We start from the raw sequence: 17,091 nt of genomic DNA, 5'->3' as shown, positions 1-17,091 counted from the left end.
TCATTCTCCCTTTCGTCGCGACACGCAGCGAAAGCCGATGTGGCTCGTTGCGCTGTCGACATGTTGCGGATGCCGCGCCGCCGGGCGGTAACGCTGGCAATAGTTGACGGCGCAAAGATGCGAACCGCCCTTCAGGACCTTGCGGCCGATGCGCGCGCCGGGGGCGCTGCCATCATAGCTTTGCGCGAGCGTCGCGCCGCGCGGGTTGGCGATCGCGCAGCACGGCGACCGGGTCTTCGCCGCTTGCGGCGCAGCATACCAGTCGCGGGTCCATTCCCAGACATTGCCGATCATGTCGACGAGGCCATAGCCATTGGCCGGAAAGCTGCCGACCGGCGTTGTGCGATAATTGCCATCGGCCTTGGTCGTCGAAACGGGAAACAGGCCGAGCCAATAGTTGGCGAGGATCGCGCCGTCGGGTGCCAGCTCGTCGCCCCAGGCATATTCCTGCCCATCGGCTCCGCCGCGCGCCGCATATTCCCATTCGGCCTCGGTCGGCAGCGACTTGCCGGCCCATTTCGCATAGGCTTCGGCGTCGCAATGCGCGACATGGACGACAGGATGATCCTCCATCCCTTCGATCGAGCTTTCGGGGCCGGTCGGATGGCGCCAGTCGACGCCGGGGACGAAGGCCCACCATCCCGACGGATCGTCGAGTGGGATCAGCCCGTCGGCTTTGCGGAACAGGAGCGATCCGGGCTCGACGCCTTCGAGGTCTGCACCGGGATAAAGCTTCGGGTCGACCGGCAGCTCGGCCAGCGTGCGATAGTCCGTCGCCGCGACGAATTCGGCGAAAGCGCGGTTGGTCACCGGCGTCTCGTCGATCCAGAAGCTGTCGACCTTGACGCGGCGCTGCGGTTGTTCCTCGGGATAAAAGCGATCGGAGCCCATGGTGAAGGCGCCGCCTTCGATGAAGCGCATTCCTTCGTGCGACGGGGCGGGGGCTGGGGCGGCGGTGCGCGAAGCGGCTTTCATAGTCGGGGGCGTCTCGTTCGGTGGTGGCTCGGTGCTTTGCTGCACGATCATTTGGGCAGCTGGGCAAGCCATTTCTTGAGCTTGGCGAGCAACCGCCCGCGCACTTCGGGTTCACTCGCCGCCAGATCCTGTTTTTCCATCGGATCGCGCGCGAGGTCATAGAGTTCGACGTCGGCGCCGCCGTCGTTCGCGAGCAGCTTCCAGTCGCCCTCGCGCACCGCAAAGCGCGGCGACACGTCGATCGGCTGGCTGGGTTTGCCCAACATGGGGCGGCCTTCCTTGCCATAGGCCCAGAACAGGTCGGGCCGGCCGGTGACCGGCTGGCCTTGCAGAGCCGGTGACAGATCGATTCCGGCGGCACCCGCCGGTTTCTTGGTGCCGATGATGCTGGCGAAGGTCGGGAGCAGGTCGACGCCCTGCGCCACCGTCTGCTCGTCGCGCGTTCCCGCCTTCATATGGCCGCGCCAGTGCATGATCAAAGGCTGGCGGATACCGCCTTCGTAAAGGCTGAACTTGCGGCCGCGCAGACCCTCGGTGCTCCCCGGCGCGGTTTCGCCGCGCTCGTGATAACGCGCGAGCGACGACGGTCCGTTATCGGAAGTGAAGAGGACCAGCGTATTGTCCAGCTCGCCCATCTGATCGAGGCGTTCGAGCAGACGTCCGAGCGTCTTGTCCATCTTGACCAGCGAAGCGAGCATCTGGTCGTCGTCGGACGACGCGCCCTTGCCCATGACGTACGACAGGCTTTCGTCGTCGGGCGCCCAGGGATCGTGGATGTCGTTGAGCCAGAGGTTCACGAACCAGGGCTTGTCCGAATTCTGTGCGACGAAATCGACCGTCATGTCGGCGTACAGCCCGGTAAGGTTGGTCTTGATTTCCCAGAAGCGCGGCCCTTCGCCGAGCTTGTCCGACTGCTGGGCCAACGACCGTTCCTCGTCGGAAACAAGCACGCGCGGCCCGAGCCCCTCGAAGGTCGTGAAGCTCTTGTCGAAGCCATACGCCGTCGGCCACGGTGCATCGCCGATGTCGCGGCCGCCGCCCAGATGCCATTTGCCGATATGCGCGGTCTTGTAGCCGTTCTGCTGGAGCAGCCGCGCGATCGTCGGCAGCTGCGGATCGAGCCAGTCGACCTGTCCGATTTCGGCATTGCGCGCGCGCGCCGCCGTGATGCCGACGAAACCGACGTCCGCCGGGAACCGCCCGGTGAGGAAACCGGCGCGCGACGAGGAACAGATCGGTGCGGCGTCGTAGAATTTGGTGAGCAGCACGCCCTCGCGGGCAAGCCGGTCGAGGTTCGGCGTCGCGACCTTCTTGTTCCCCATCACCGACAGATCGCCAAAGCCCATGTCGTCGACGAGGATGAAAAGGATGTTCGGGCGACGTTCGGCCTGCGCTGCTGCCTTGGGAGCGTGGGGCGATGTCTGCGCCAGAGCCGCCGTGGACGGCAGTGTCGCGATGGCCGCCAACCCCATCGCCGCCGTCGCGAAAAATCGCTTGGTCGCGGCGGAACCGGCTTGGCCGCGCTTCTTTCCAGCGAGCGATGTGGGGGCGGTGGATGACCGATAGAACATATTCTCTCCCAGCCTCCCGGTTCCCGTCGAGGCATTTATGTATATTTATCGTATTAATTAGGCTTGTCTAGTTTTCTGTTGGGTTTACCATCGGAGTCAAGGTCGATTTGCGGCCACGCATAAGGAGACGCTGACCGTGTCGTTCGAACAATCGGGACTTGATCATGGCGACGCGCCGGCTTCGCTCGGGCGCAACCTGACCTATGGGTTGCTCGACAATCTTGGGCGGGCGATCGTCACCGGCCAGTTCGACGACGAAGCCTTCCCGACCGAGGCCGAGTTGACCAAGCGCCATGGCGTCAGCCGGTCGGTGACGCGCGAGGCGGTGAAGATGCTGACCGCGAAGGGATTGCTCAGCGCGCGGCCGCGGCAGGGAACCGTGGTGCAACCGACTTCGTCGTGGAACCTGTTCGACACCGACGTGCTGCGCTGGCTGCTCGAGAGGCAATTTTCGATCGAGCTGCTCAAGCAGTTCAACCAGCTGCGGGTCGCGATCGAACCCGAAGCGGCGGCGCTCGCGGCGCAATTCGGGCGCCCCGAAGAGCTCAAGCGCATCGGCGACGGGCTCGACCGTATGGCGGCGGCCGAGCGGGGCGAGGATGATACGCTGGAGGCCGATATCGCCTTTCATGTTTCGATCCTGCGCGCGTCGAACAATCCCTTTTATGCGCAGTTTCGCGACGTGGTCAGCACCGCCTTGCGCACCTCGATCCGTTTTACCAACCGGATCAAGGGGCGCAGCGCGAGCGTGGCCGACCATGCCGCGGTGCGCGACGCGATCGCGGCGCACGATCCGGATGCGGCGCGGAGCGCGATGCGCCACCTGATCGGCGACGTGCTGACGCTGATCGACGACGCGGAGAAATAGCCTAGCGCATGTCCAGCGGGGCGATCGTGCCATCGGCGCGATAGGCGATCGGTTGCACGGTGAATTTGCGGCTGCCCTTGTACGGACCGGGGCCAGTCTGTCCTTCCCAGCGGTGATAGGCGATATACCAGCGGCCATCGGCGGGATCGTGCAGAAAGGCATGATGGCCGGGGCCCTTGAAGCGCGCGTCGCTCTCGACGACCTTGCCGCGCCAGGTCCAGGGGCCCGTCGGCGACGGTGCGGTCGCATAATGGACCTGATAGCTGTCGTGGCGATAACTGCCCGACGAATAGGACAGATAATAGGTGCCGCCGCGTTCGTGCACGAACGCGCCTTCGGTGAAGTGCGGCGGCGTTTCGACCGGGATTTCGCGATCGATCGTCACCATGTCGGGTTTGAGCACCCAGACGCGCAGCTTCGCGCCTGCGCTGCCGCCCGCATAAAGATAGGGTGTTTTGGTGGCCGGATCGACGAAGACCGCGGGGTCGATCGCTTCGAATCCGGTGCCGCCAGTGATCAGCGGCTTGCCGCTGTCGGTGCACGGCCCTTCGAGGCTCGCACAGCTTGCGACGCCGATCCGGCTCGGCGTCGGATTCTGCGGGCCGACCGAGAAATAGAGATAGTGACGCCCGTTTGCCGCGACCATGTCGGGCGCCCACAAGGCATGCCGCGGCGCGCCGTCGTCGCCGATCCAGCCGATCTGGTCGAGCCGGATCAGCTCGGCGCCCTTTTGCCAGTGGCGCCGGTCGGGCGAAGTCCAGACGTGCAACTGTCCCGTCCCGCCCGAATTGGTCGGATAGATATAATAGCGCCCGTCGGCGGCTTCGATGTCGGGATCGGCGCCGTCGAACGAGAGCGGGGCCGGCGCCTCCGCCGCCATCGCCGCCGCGCCGACGAGCAGCGCGGCGAGGAGAGCGCGGGACACCGGCCGCCAGATCACTTGGCGTTCGCCATCGGGACCACGCCCTTGGGCGCGGCGGCAAGGCGCTTGATCAGGTCGACTTCGGCCTGGCGATAGGGCTTGCCGTCCGCGCGGAAGACCTCGTGGAACCAGATCGTCGGCTCGTCATAGGTATAGGGCTTTTTCCAGCTGTCCCACGGCAGGCGCGTCTGCGTCTTGCCGTCGGCGAAACCCCAATTGTACATGCCGATATTATATTTCTTGCCGAGCGGTAGCGAGCCGTCGAAGGTCGATCCGTTACCGCGCGCCATATATTCGGTGCAGAGCACCGGCCGGCCATAGCTCAACATCTGTTTCGCGCGCTTCTCGAAGGTTTCGGGCCAGCTGTAATCGTGAAAGCTGTTGATGTCCGACTGGGTTAATTGCGTGCGCTCGACCGCGTCGACCTTGTCCAGATTATCCCAATCTTGCCCTATCCAGACGCCCGAGGTCAGCGGCTGGGTCGGGTTCGCGCTGCGCGCCCATTCGAAGACCTGGGGCAGGAGCAGCGCGACATATTTGTTCTTGTCGGGGATATGCTCGTAATTGCCGCCGCCCTTGTTGTTCGGTTCGTTCCACACGTCCCAGGCGATGATGCGCGGGTCGTTGGCGAAGGTGCCGACGATGTCCTTCACATAGCCCTCGAGCTTGCCGTACTGGCTCGCGTCCTTCAGCCGCGCTTCGCCCGGCGCCTGCACCCAGCGCGAATTGTGGACGCCGGGGATCGGCGGGCTTTGCAGGCCATAAACGGGATTGGGATCCCAGACGCTGTCGAACAACACGAACATGATCTTGATCTTATGCTTGTCGGCGATGGCGAGAAACTCGTTCATCCGCTTCTTCGTGCCCTCGGGGTCGTTTTCCCAGAGCAGGTTGTGCAGGAAGACGCGCATCGTGTTCATGCCGATGCCCGCGGCCCAGCCGAGTTCCTTGTCGATCGTCGCGGGGTCGAAGGTGGGCTCGTGCCACATTTCGAGTTCGTTTACCGCCGAGCCGGGGTTGTAATTGGCACCGATCAGCCAGGGCTGCTTGTCGTACCATTTGTTCGCCTGTTCCTTCGTCCACTGCTCGCGCGCCATGGCAGGCTGGGCGGCGGTGGCGGCGATGGTGAAAACGGCGGCGGCGGTGAGCAGGAAGCTCCGGCGGATCATCTCTCTTCTCCCTCTTCTGGTGTCCTTGGCGGGAGTCGGTTCGCCCCCGCGTTACAACCGATGGACCATTGATAGATTCGATTTGCGCCGATAGGAAGCATATATATCGTATAATTAATGTGAAGGCGGCCAACCGCCTCGACGGCCCGCAATTGAAAACGGGGAGAGGCGGATATGGACGACATCGGCGCGGCGACGGTCCGGCGCATCACCTGGCGGCTGATGCCGCTGCTCTGCCTGCTCTATCTGGTCGCCTATATCGACCGGCAGAATGTCGCTTATGCGAAGCTGCAGATGGTCGGCGACCTTGGCCTCAGCGAAGCCGCCTATGGATTGGGATCGGCGCTGTTCTTCCTCGGCTACTGCATCTTCGAAATACCCAGCAACCTGATCCTCGAGCGCATCGGGCCAAGGCTGTGGTTCGCGCGGATCATCGGGGCGTGGGGTCTTGTGACGCTCGCGCTCGGTTTCGCATGGACACCGACGAGCTTCTACATCCTCCGCTTCCTGCTCGGGGTGGCCGAGGCAGGCTTCTTTCCGGGTGTCCTCTATCTGCTCACGCTCTGGTTCCCGCAGGCGGAGCGCGCGCGGGCGATCGGACTTTTCCTGATCGCCAGCGCGTTCGCCAATGCCGTGGGCGCGGCGCTTGGCGGGCTGCTGCTCGAACTCGACGGCACCGCCGGGCTGCGCGGATGGCAATGGGTGTTCATCGTCACTGCGATCCCGGCGCTGCTGCTCGTCCCCGTCGTGCTTACGCGCCTGCCGCGCGGGCCGGCCGAGGCGCGATGGCTGAGCGACGATCAAAAGGCGTGGCTCGCGGCAACCCTCGCCGCAGAGGGGGGCACGCGCGAACATGCCAATCCGCTACGCGCGCTTGGCGACCTGCGCGTGTTGCTGCTCTGCGTCGCCTTCCTCGGCTTTCCGCTCTCGGCCTATGGCCTCAGCTACTGGCTCCCGACGATCGTTCGCGGTTTCGGCGTGAGCGATGCGACCAACGGCCTGCTCAATATCATCCCCTGGCTCGCGGTAGCGGCGGCCTTGTGGTGGCTCCCGCGCCTCGCGGCGCGCAGTGCCGGGTCGCGGCGCTTCACGGTGGGGCCGGCGCTGGTGGGCGCCTTCAGCTTGGTATTGGCCGCAGCGCTGCCGTCGCCGGTGCTGCAGTTCACCGCATTATGTATCGCCGCCGCGGCGATCTTTGCCGGCCAGCCTTTTTTCTGGGTGCTCCCGGGGCGTTTCCTGACCGGGGCGGCGGCGGCGGCGGGCTTCGCGGCGATCAATTCGGTTGGCAATCTCGGCGGTTTCGTCGCGCAGGCGATCGTGCCGAAAATCCATGATGCGACCGGCAGCGACCTTGCTCCGATGACCTTCCTCGCTGCCATGCTCGCTTTTTCGGCCGCCGCGATCTTTCTGATCGAACGCCATATTCCGCGCGGAGGGCGCGACCGATTTCCGGTTGCCACGTCCGGCGACTCTTTATAAAACACATTGATCATATAAATTGGGAGGGTCCGATGAAGCCTGTTTCGAAGTTGCTTGTGGTTGCCGCGCTCTTGGCGGGTAGCGCCAGCATTGCCGCCTATGCGCAGACCGCCGCGCCGCCGCCGAAGAAGCCCGCCAATTCGACGACCAACACCGCAGGCTACACTGCGCCGGGCAGCACCGAGGGTGGGCCCGCCTATGTCGGACCGATCATGTCCGAGTGGGGCCGCAAGGTGACGCCGGAAAATGCATGGCGCAGCTATCCGCGCCCGCAGATGGAACGCGACACGTGGATGAACCTCAACGGGCATTGGGATTATGCGATCCGCCCGGCGAACGAGCCGCAGCCGGCGACGATGGACGGCAAGATCCTCGTCCCCTTTGCTGTCGAGTCGAAGCTGTCGGGCGTCGCGCGCAAGCTGATGCCCGACGACCGGCTGTGGTATAAGCGCAGCTTCACGCTGCCCACGAAATGGCCGGGCCAGCGCACTTTGCTCCACTTCGGCGCGGTCGATTTCGAATCGACCGTGCTCGTGAACGGCGTGGTGGTCGGCAGCCACAAGGGCGGCTCCGATCCGTTCAGCTTCGATGTCACCCGCTATCTGCGCGCCGGCGCGAACGAACTGGTCGTACAGGTCACCGACCCGACCTCGACCGGCGACCAGCCGCGCGGCAAGCAGACGCTCGAACCGCGCGGTATCTGGTACACCGCGGTCAGCGGCATCTGGCAGACGGTGTGGCTCGAGCCCGTCGCCGACCTCCACATCGCCGACCTTCGTGCGGTACCCGACATCGACAAGGGCGAATTGACGGTCGATGTCGCGCTCAGCAGCACGGCTACGCCGAGCGACGCGGTCCGCATCACCGCGCGCGACAAGGGCAAGGTGATCGCGAGCACGATCGTCCGCGGCAACCGGCAGGGCGTGCTCAAGATTCCGAAGGCGCGGCTCTGGTCGCCCGACGATCCCTATCTTTATGACCTGTCGGCCGAACTGGTGAAGGTGACGCCGCCGACGGGCGCGGGGAACGACCGCACCGGGCTGCCGCCGATGACCGGACGCGAGGCGGAGGCTTATGCCGCGGCGACGGTAACCGGCTCGCCCAGCGACAGCGTCAAAAGCTATTTCGGGATGCGCAAGATTTCGACCGGCATCGATCCCAAGACGGGCAAGATGGCGCTGCTGCTCAACAACAAGCCGCTCTTTCACAACGGCACGCTCGATCAGGGCTGGTGGCCCGAAAGCCTGCTGACCCCGCCGTCGGAGGAAGCGGCGCGCAGCGACATTGTCTTCCTGAAGAAGGCCGGCTTCAACATGCTGCGCAAGCATATCAAGGTCGAGCCCGCGCAATATTATCGCGACGCCGACCGGCTCGGCATATTGATCTGGCAGGACATGCCCTCGGGCGCGTTCGGCGATCAGGCCGTGCGGCGACCCAGCGACCGCGAGGCGACTTTCACCTCTGGCGGCATGGCGCAATATCAGGCCGAACTGGCGCGCATGATCGGTGCGCTCCGTGCCTTCCCGTCGATCGTCATGTGGGTGACCAACAACGAGGGCTGGGGCCAGTATGACGTTAAAACCGTCGGCGCCATCGCCAAGAATATGGACCCGAGCCGCCTGGTCAACAATGCGAGTGGCTGGTTCGACGTGCCGGGCAGCGGGTCGGACGTCTATGACATCCACACCTATGACGAGGTGCCGCTGGTCCCCGAACCGCAGGCCGATCGCCCGATCGTGACCGGCGAGTTCGGCGGCGTCGGCCTGCCGATCCCCGGGCATCTCTGGTTCACCGATCGCGACGCGCGCATCTATCAGTTCGCGACCGACAAGGAAGATTATCGCCGCCGCTATAAGATCAAGTTCGACGAGATCATCCGTCAGGCGAAGGAAGTCGGGCTCGCCGCATCGGTCTATACCGAGACGAGCGATGTCGAAGGCGAACTCAACGGCCTTCTCACCTACGACCGTGCGGTGTCGAAGCTGCCGGTCGAGGACTTCGCGAAGATCGCAAAGCCGTTGTTCGAGGATAAATAGGCGAGGGGAAAGCCGATGGCACGACGCACCGCGATGGCCCGCTGGGCCGCGACCACCATGCTCGCGGCGCTCATGGGCGTCGCGGCGCCCGCGGGCATGGCGGCTCCCGCTGCCGCCCCGCCGGCTTCGGCTAAACCGGCCGGCAAGCCCAACATCCTGTTCATCCTCGTCGACGATATGGGCTTCGGCGACCTGTCGGTGATGGGGAACAAGAAGGTCCAGACGCCGAACCTCGACCGCCTCGCGCGCGAAGGCGTGTTGATGACGCAATTCTATGACGCGGCGCCGATCTGTTCGGCATCGCGCGCGGGGCTGCTCACGGGGCGTTTTCCCGCCGAGGTCGGTTTCATCAACTATGTCAGCGACCGCGCCTATAACAAGGCGATCGGGCAGGCCGACTGGCTTGACCCCAAGCTGCCCAATATCGCGCGGCTGCTGAAGGGGGCGGGATATGAGACGGCGCACATCGGCAAATGGCACCTGGGCGGCGGGCGCGACATCGGCGATGCGCCGTGGCCGACCGCCTATGGCTTCGACCATAGCTTTACGACCTTCGAAGGGCTCGGTCCGCGCGTGCTCGTGTCCGACGAGGAACGCTTTCTCGCGCAGCAGTCGGACGAGCTCGGAGAAGGTCCGCGCTTCTGGGAGATCAAGACCAATCTCACGTCGCTCTATGCGAATATGATGGTCGATTTCGTCGCGCAGCACGCCGACAAACCGTGGTTCGTGAACCTCTGGCTCAATGACATGCACGACCCTTGGGCGCCCGACGACGAAAGCCTGTCGGACGTCATGGGCAAGGGCACATCCTCCGACGACGACCGGATGCTCGCCTCGCTGGTCAAGATGGACAAGACGCTCGGCCGCCTGCTCGACCGCCTCGACCAGATGGGTGAGATGGACAACACGCTGGTCATCGTCACCAGCGACAATGGCCCGTCGTCGGCGCAGCGCTATTACAAGGACGGGCAGGTCGCACCCGGCAGCACCGAGAATCTGCGCGGGCGCAAATGGAGCCTCTACGAAGGCGGCATCCGCCAGCCGCTCATCCTTTCCTGGCGGGGTCACGCCAAGGCCGGCCACCGCGACGAGCGGACTGTGGCGCAGGGCGTCGATCTGCTCCCGACGCTCGCAAATATCGTCGGCGCGCGCGTTCCGGCGGGCGTCGACGGGATCGACCTGTCGCCGGTGATCGAGGGGCGCTCGGTTCCGCGGCGGCCCGACCTCTATTGGGCCTATGGCAAGGAAGGCGCGGCGAAGGAGCCGCCGCAGCCCGCGCTCGAACGCGACCAGGCGCCGCCCTTCGCGATCCGCGAGGGCGACTGGAAACTTCTCGCCGAAGCGGGCGGCGCCAGCCCCCAGCTCTTCGATCTTGCGAGCGATCCCGTCGAGGCGAACGATGTCGCGGCGAGCGAGCCTGCGGTCCGCGACCGCCTGCTTGGCAAGCTCAAGGCCTGGATGGCGGCGCTGCCCCCATATCGGGCGCGATGAAATATCCCCGCCGCGCGAACGCGGCGGGGACCCCCCTTTTGTCAGAATTTCACCCGGACGCCCGCCGACCAGGTCGTCTCGTCATACGCCATCTCGTTGTTGATATTCGTATAACCGGGATAGTCGTAATAGGTCGATGTGTTGCTGCCGAGGATATTGGTGCCGCCGACATCGACGCGGATCTTGTCGGTGATGTCGTAGCCGATGTTGAAGTCGAGCCGCCCCGCGCCGCGCGCATAGGTGACGAGCGCGGGCACCGCGACGACGTCGATCGTCTCGTCGGTGAAGGGGCGCAACGTCGGTTCGCCGCTCGCGTCGAGCGACAGATATTTGGAACGGTAGGTGTAGACCAGCCGCGCGCTGACCCCGCTCTTTTCGTACAAGAGGCCGACGGTGTAGTTATATTTCGACACGCCCTGTAGCGGATATCCCGCGAGCGGATCGTCGCCGCCAACCTTGGAATCGGCGAGCGTGAAGGCGCCCTGCACCCCGAGGCCCGACAGCGCACCCGGCAGGAAATCGAGGAAATATTGGGTGCTGAGTTCGATGCCTTTCAGCGTTGCCTGCCCGACGTTGCGCGGGCGGGACACCGAATAGTCGACGCCGTCGATCGTTTCGACCGCGCCGCTGGTGATGACGCGGTCGGTGATGTCGCGGTAATAGCCGGCGACGGCGATATAGCCGCTCGGGAAATAATATTCGAAGGTCGCGTCGAGGCTTTCGGACTTTTGCGCCTTGAGGTCAGGGTTGCCCGCATTGCCCGTGCTCTGGACGAGCGGGTTGTTCGACTGGTTGAGTGTGATCGCCGGGTTGAGCGACGCGAAATTGGGCCGGCGCAGCGACTTTGCGTAGCCGAAGCGGATCTGGATATCGTCGCCGATCCGGAAACGCGCGGTTGCGTTGGGCAGCCAGTCGTGATCGACGGTTTTTGCGGTCAGCCGGTCGAAGGCGCCGCCGCCGGCCGGAACGTTGGTGCCGATTGTCCGGCTGGTGCGGATGTAGCGCGCGCCGACAACGCCATCGAGCGTGATGCTGTTCGACAGATCGGCCTCATATTTGCCCTGCACATAGCCCGCAATCGAATCCTCGGTTGCATCGAATGCGCGTCCCGGGTCGTAGGCGGGACGTCCCGCGGGCAGGCGGAAATAGGCACGCGCGGCGTCGAGCCCTTCCTCCGACAGCAGGAAATCGGGATTGGGGATATAGAAGCGCGATCCGCCGTTTAGGTCGGGCGCAGCGGAGCCGAGTACAAGGAAATCCTCGGGCAGGCCGGTATTCGATACCAGCACCGCCGCTGCGTCGTTTCCGGTGCCGATATTGCCGCCGGGAGTCGCGGTGTTGAGGTTGACCGACTGCTCCTCCGCCGACCGGTGCGCATAGCGGACGCCGACCGCGATGTTCGACAGGAAAGAATCGAGGTCGTAATCGACATCGCCCTTCGCCTGGAACAATTTGCCGCTATTCTCGGTGAAATTCTGGATCAGCGCGTTGCGGATGTAGAGACCGTCGCGGCTGAGCAGCGCATCGCCCGGCACCGTATATTCGGCATGGCCGTCGACATCCATCGTCACGGTCAGGCTCGGAAGCCGCTTCCCGATGTCTGACGTGATGTTCTGAAGCTTGTACTTCGACGTTTGATACGCGACGTCGAAGACCGCGTTCAGCGCCCCTTCGTTGTATTTGAGGCCACCCGCGAACTGCTTGTTGCGCTGGTTGAGGTCGCGCGCCTGCGTCGTCTGGTTCGACACCAGATTGGCAAAGGTCATGCTTTCGGGCTGGCACAGTTCGACCTTGTCATAGGGGGTCAGCGTCTGATTGCCCGCGGCATCGGTCTGGATCACCGGATTATTGCCGTTGTTGCGGCGGACGCGCGTCTGGATACAGCTGTCGCCGGGGGTGACGCTGGTGATCGTCGTGCCGGTGGTGAAGGGCTGGATATTCGCGCCGTTGCGGCTGCCGCGGTCGCGGAAATAGGTATAGAAACCCTCGACATAGGCTTCGAGTGACGACGACGCTTGCCATTGCAGCGCACCGTTGAGTTGATGCCGTTCGATAAAGCCCTGCTGGGGGAAATTCTGAAGGATGCCGGGGATGACATATCCCGGCCGGTTGAACGGCGCGGTATTGGTGCTGCGCCGCTGGAACAGCACGGTCGTCGCGCGATAATAGTCGGATTTCGAATAGGTGCCGTTGATCAGCGCGCCGATCTCGCCGATGCCCGTATCCCAACGGTCGGTCGCGAGCAGGCTGAACTGCGGATTGATCTTGTCGACGCGGTCGCCGTAGTTCGCGCGGCCGCCGAGCACGACGGTCGGATCCTTGAAATTGAACGGGCGGTTGAGCTGGAGGTCGATCACGCCGGCAAGACCGCCTTCGGTCAGGTCGGCGGTCTGCGATTTGAAGACGTTGACGCGCGACAGTGCCTCGGCGGGCATGTCCTGCAGGTCGAAATTGCGGCCGATGGTCGAAAACACCTCGCGGCCGTTGACCGTGGTCAGCACATCGGGAAGGCCGCGCACGCGCACGTCGCCAAGTTCGTTGTTGCGGTTCACCGACACCTGGACGCCGGGCACGCGCTGCAAGGCGGCGGCGGTTGTGGGATCGGGCAGCTTGCCGATGTCCTGCGCGACGATCGCGTCAACGACCTGCACCGAATCGCGCTTGATATCGGCGGCGCGTTCGAGCGAGCGGCGGATCCCGGTGACGACGATGGCATCGTCGGCCTCCGGGGCCGCGGTGGCGACCGCATCGGTGGCGGGCGCATCATTCGTATCGGTGGATTGTCCCCATGCCGGCGCGCTCGCGACGAGCGCGAGCACCGATACAGCGGCCGAAAAACCTGTCTTCCTCATCCTGTCCTCTCCCAACGTCGATCGGGCATTTTTGCCCTTGAAGCGTCGGGAAGGAGGAGGGCTGCCGGGAAGCCGGGCGGTGTCGCGCGGGCCGCGATCCCGATTTCGAGCAGTTATCCGCACCTTCTCGTCGACGCCTTGACCGCGAAGTTGACCAAGCGGATAAAGAAAGTCAATATATATATGATATATAGGTTATAACGCGATTCCAAAGGGAGAGAATCCGGTGAATATCAAACGCGTCGTCCGCCTGCTGACCCATACGAGTTGTGCCGTTGCGACCCTCGCGGCGACCATTTTGCCTTCGGCGGCGATCGCGGCTGAGGCGCCGACCCACCCGCAGCCAACCCGGCCCAACGTCGTCGTCATACTGCTCGACGATGTCGGCTTTTCCGACATGGGCGCCTTCGGCGGCGAAATCCCGACGCCCAACATCGACGCGCTGGCGAAGGGAGGCCTCGCCTTTACGCAATTCTACAATAATGCGCGGTGCAGCCCGTCGCGCGCCTCGCTGCTGAGCGGCACCTATCCGCACCAGGCGGGATTGGGGCATTTGGAGTCGGTCGAAGTGCCCGGGTCGAAGGGGCTGCACAGCAAGCTGTCGGACCGCGTCGTCACGCTGGCGGAAGTCATGAAGTCGGCGGGCTATTTCACTGCAATGGCGGGCAAATGGCACCTTGGTATCTCGCGCGGGGTCGGACCGTGGCAGCGCGGTTTCGACCGGTCGCTCGCTTCGCCCTCGGGCGAGCTCTATTATCCCGACCAGCCCCAGCCGCTTGCGCAATCGGTGTATATCGACGGCGAGCGCGTTCCGGCCAGCTCGCCGCGCGTCGGCAAGGGCAACTGGTATTCGTCGGACATGTTCGTCGACTGGCAGACGAAGTTCATCGGCGAGGCGCGCGAACAGCATAAGCCCTTCTTCCTCTATATGCCCTTCGTCGGCGCCCATTTTCCGCTGATGGCCCCGGCCGAAGATGTGGCAAAATTCAAGGGCCGGTACATGCGTGGGTGGGAGGTCATCCGCCGCGAACGGTTCGAACGGCAAAAGAAGCTCGGCATCATCGCCGCCGATGCCGAACTGCCCGCCGCGCTGCCAGGCAGCTATGACTGGAATAAATTGTCGGATGAGGAGAAGGATCGTTTCGACACGATGATGGCGGTCTACGCTGCGGTTATCCACCGCGTCGATCGCGCGATCGGCACGCTCGTCGAAAGGCTGCGGCAATCGGGCGAGCTCGACAATACGCTGATCCTCTTGATGAGCGACAATGGCGGCACCGCAGAAAGCGGGCCCGACGGCCGCCTGAGGGGCGAAGGACTGCCGGGCAGCGCGCAGTCGGTCGTCTGGACCGGAATGAACTGGGCGACGCTGCAGAACGCGCCCTTCCAATATTACAAGCACCACACTTACGAGGGCGGGATCGCGACGCCGCTGATCGCGCACTGGCCGCGCGGGATCGCCGCAAAGACGCGCGGCACGCTCGTCCGCGAGCCGGGACACCTGATCGACGTCATGCCGACGCTCGTCGAACTCGCCGGCGCGACCTATCCCCGGAATTTCAACGGGCATGCCATCCTGCCGATGGAGGGACGCTCGATGGCTCCTGCCTTTCGCGGCGAGGCTCTGACGCGAGGCAAGCCGATCTTCTGGGAGCACGAGGGAAACCGCGCCGTTCGCGACGGAAAATGGAAACTCGTCGCGGGTTTCCAGAAGCCCTGGCAGCTTTTCGACATGACGTCCGATCGCGCCGAGATGCACGACCTTGCCGCCAGCCATCCGGACCGCGTGCGCACGATGGCGCAGCAGTGGGACGATTGGGCGGCGCGCAGCTATGTCGATGCGTGGAGCGACGATTATGACAACAACCTCAAGGGACGCGCGCGTCAAATCTGGGGCGGTGCCGACACCCCGCAATTACCGGGTGCGATGGTGAACGGAAGCTAGGCTAGCGCGCCTTCAGATCGGCAAACGCCTCGTTCGACGCATGGAAGCTGAAGGAGTGGATCGGGGAGGGGGAACCTCAATCATACGAAGGTTGGCGCACCCGCTCTGGTTTGCCGCGTCGATGCCGCCTATCGTCCGCGGACCGATGGCGAGCCATCCGAAGGAGGGGACATAGCGCGCGTGATGGATCAGGAATGGATGCCTTTGCCCGGACGCCGCCGGGCACCGCTCGCCGCCGCCTTTTTTATCGGGCTCGGAATCTTCGTTGCCGATCTCCTCAGCCCGCTGCAGGGCGCGGTGGCGGTGCTCTACATCATCGTCGTGCTGCTGGTGGCCCGCGCGTGCGGGCCGCGCGCGGTGTTCGTCGCCGGCTCCGTCTGCGCCGGGCTGGCCTTGACCGCCTTCGCCGCCGACCATCTGGGCGACCCGATCGACGCCGCTTATGTCCGGCTGGGCGTCAGCCTGGTGGCGATCGCCGCAACGACGCTCTTGTCGATCGGGCAATTGCGGACCGAGGCCGAACGGCGGCGATCCGAACAGCGCTATCGCACCATATTCGACGGGGCGGGCTTTCCCATCTGGGAATCCGACTGGTCGGGGACGCGGCAATATCTTCTCGATACGGTGCCCGCGGACGTCGATCGCCGCGCCTGGCTGGCCGCGCATCCGGACGCCGTGCGCGCTGCGGTTGGCAAGGCCGTCATCGGTCAGGCGAACCAAGCGGCGGCCGACCTGTTCGGCGGCACCCGCGCCGAAATGGTCGGGCAGAGCCAGGCCGGCGAGCATGCCCCCGGTGCCGAGCCCGCGCTCGTCGACATATTGGTATCGCTCGCCGAGGGCGCCGAGATGGCCGAGAACGACGTGCGCTATGTCACGCGCGACGGCCGCACTGTCGATGTCGTGCTGCGCGTGCGGCTGATTGCCGAGGGCGATCCCTGGTCGCGCGCGCTGCTGATCGCGCTCGACGTGACCGAGCGCAACGAGGCGCGCGCGCGGGTCGAACAGACGATGGCCGAACTGGCGCATGCCGCGCGCGTGTCGACGCTCGGCCAGCTCGCCGCCTCGATCGCGCATGAAGTCAACCAGCCGCTCGCCGCAATCGTCAACTATGGCAAATCGGGCAAGCGCTGGCTGGTGCGCGATGTGCCGAACATCGACGAGGCGGAGGGCTGTTTCGATCATATCGTTGCCAACGGCAATCGCGCCGCCGAGGTCGTCGCGCGCGTCCGGTCACAAGCCCGCAAGACCGTGCCCGAACCCGGGCCGCTCGACCTTCAGGAACTGGTGGAGGAAGCGACCGGCCTCGTCGCTCGCGAAGCGGGCGCGGCGGGCGTTTCGGTGGAGATCGCCGATGGGGCACCGGTGCCGCATGTGATCGGCGATCGCGTCCAGGTCCAGCAGGTGCTCGTCAACTTGCTCGTGAATGCGATCCAGGCGATGCGCGCGAGCCCCGCGCCGCGCCGGCTGCAGGTTCGGCTGGACCGGGACGCGGATGCGGTGCGCCTCGCGGTGATCGACAGCGGCGTGGGCATCGCCGGCGACCCGGCGCGGATTTTCGATCCCTTCTTCACCACCAAAGGCGACGGCATGGGCCTTGGCCTGTCGATCTGCCGGTCGATCGTCGAGGCGCAAGGCGGCCGCATCGCCGCGGCGAACAATATCGAACGCGGCGCCACCATCGCCTTCACACTGCCGATCGAAACCTCCGTATGATGGAAATGCCGGCCCGCGCGCGGCAACATGATGCGAATCCCGGCCAACGACGGCCGGACGGAGCAGAGTT

The 17,091-nt window shown here is 64.7% G+C and carries 11 protein-coding genes; 6 read left to right on the top strand and 5 right to left on the bottom strand.

The annotated features are described in order from the left end of the window. Together GGC65_RS08835 and GGC65_RS08830 are read right to left on the bottom strand one after the other, a co-directional pair. The gene (locus GGC65_RS08835) at positions 1–921 is read right to left on the bottom strand and encodes a formylglycine-generating enzyme family protein (protein WP_192649461.1); all 921 of its coding nucleotides are present in this window, start codon (positions 919–921) and stop codon (positions 1–3) included. A gap of 101 nt (positions 922–1,022) precedes the next feature. Beyond that, positions 1,023–2,546, bottom strand: coding sequence for a sulfatase (locus GGC65_RS08830; RefSeq protein ID WP_192646819.1), 1,524 nt, complete (start codon positions 2,544–2,546; stop codon positions 1,023–1,025). 136 nt (positions 2,547–2,682) lie between these two features. On the opposite strand from GGC65_RS08830, the gene GGC65_RS08825 reads away from it, so the two are divergent. Continuing rightward, the gene (locus tag GGC65_RS08825) at positions 2,683–3,414 is read left to right on the top strand and encodes a FadR/GntR family transcriptional regulator (protein ID WP_192646818.1); all 732 of its coding nucleotides are present in this window, start codon (positions 2,683–2,685) and stop codon (positions 3,412–3,414) included. 1 nt (position 3,415) lies between these two features. On the opposite strand, the gene GGC65_RS08820 is transcribed toward GGC65_RS08825, so the two are convergent. Further along, entirely contained in the window at positions 3,416–4,339 is a 924-nt protein-coding gene (locus GGC65_RS08820; RefSeq protein WP_318780145.1) for a family 43 glycosylhydrolase, read from the bottom strand. Between the two features lie 11 nt (positions 4,340–4,350). Next, a complete protein-coding gene (locus GGC65_RS08815; RefSeq protein ID WP_192646817.1) occupies positions 4,351–5,505 on the bottom strand; it encodes a cellulase family glycosylhydrolase in 1,155 nt (384 codons plus the stop codon). A gap of 174 nt (positions 5,506–5,679) precedes the next feature. On the opposite strand from GGC65_RS08815, the gene GGC65_RS08810 reads away from it, so the two are divergent. From GGC65_RS08810 to GGC65_RS08800, 3 genes are read left to right on the top strand one after another with little or no spacing between them, the layout of a single operon-like run. After that, complete coding sequence (locus GGC65_RS08810) at positions 5,680–6,984, top strand: MFS transporter (RefSeq protein WP_192646816.1); 1,305 nt, start codon at positions 5,680–5,682, stop codon at positions 6,982–6,984. A 32-nt stretch (positions 6,985–7,016) separates the two neighbouring features. After that, the gene (locus tag GGC65_RS08805) at positions 7,017–9,020 is read left to right on the top strand and encodes a sugar-binding domain-containing protein (RefSeq protein ID WP_225940736.1); all 2,004 of its coding nucleotides are present in this window, start codon (positions 7,017–7,019) and stop codon (positions 9,018–9,020) included. Between the two features lie 15 nt (positions 9,021–9,035). Next, positions 9,036–10,511 carry a sulfatase-like hydrolase/transferase gene (locus GGC65_RS08800; protein WP_192646815.1) on the top strand — a complete coding sequence of 492 codons (1,476 nt, stop codon included), beginning with the start codon at positions 9,036–9,038 and terminating at the stop codon, positions 10,509–10,511. A 41-nt stretch (positions 10,512–10,552) separates the two neighbouring features. On the opposite strand, the gene GGC65_RS08795 is transcribed toward GGC65_RS08800, so the two are convergent. Then, a complete protein-coding gene (locus tag GGC65_RS08795; RefSeq protein WP_192646814.1) occupies positions 10,553–13,363 on the bottom strand; it encodes a TonB-dependent receptor in 2,811 nt (936 codons plus the stop codon). A 226-nt stretch (positions 13,364–13,589) separates the two neighbouring features. On the opposite strand from GGC65_RS08795, the gene GGC65_RS08790 reads away from it, so the two are divergent. Continuing rightward, entirely contained in the window at positions 13,590–15,308 is a 1,719-nt protein-coding gene (locus tag GGC65_RS08790; protein ID WP_192646813.1) for an arylsulfatase, read from the top strand. Positions 15,309–15,491: 183 nt separating this feature from the next. Next, positions 15,492–17,021 carry a sensor histidine kinase gene (locus GGC65_RS08785; RefSeq protein ID WP_225941098.1) on the top strand — a complete coding sequence of 510 codons (1,530 nt, stop codon included), beginning with the start codon at positions 15,492–15,494 and terminating at the stop codon, positions 17,019–17,021. Positions 17,022–17,091 lie beyond the last annotated feature (70 nt).

The organism is Sphingopyxis sp. OAS728 (assembly GCF_014873485.1).
Taxonomy (GTDB): Bacteria; Pseudomonadota; Alphaproteobacteria; order Sphingomonadales; family Sphingomonadaceae; genus Sphingopyxis.
This window is presented reverse-complemented; position numbering and strand designations above follow the sequence as displayed.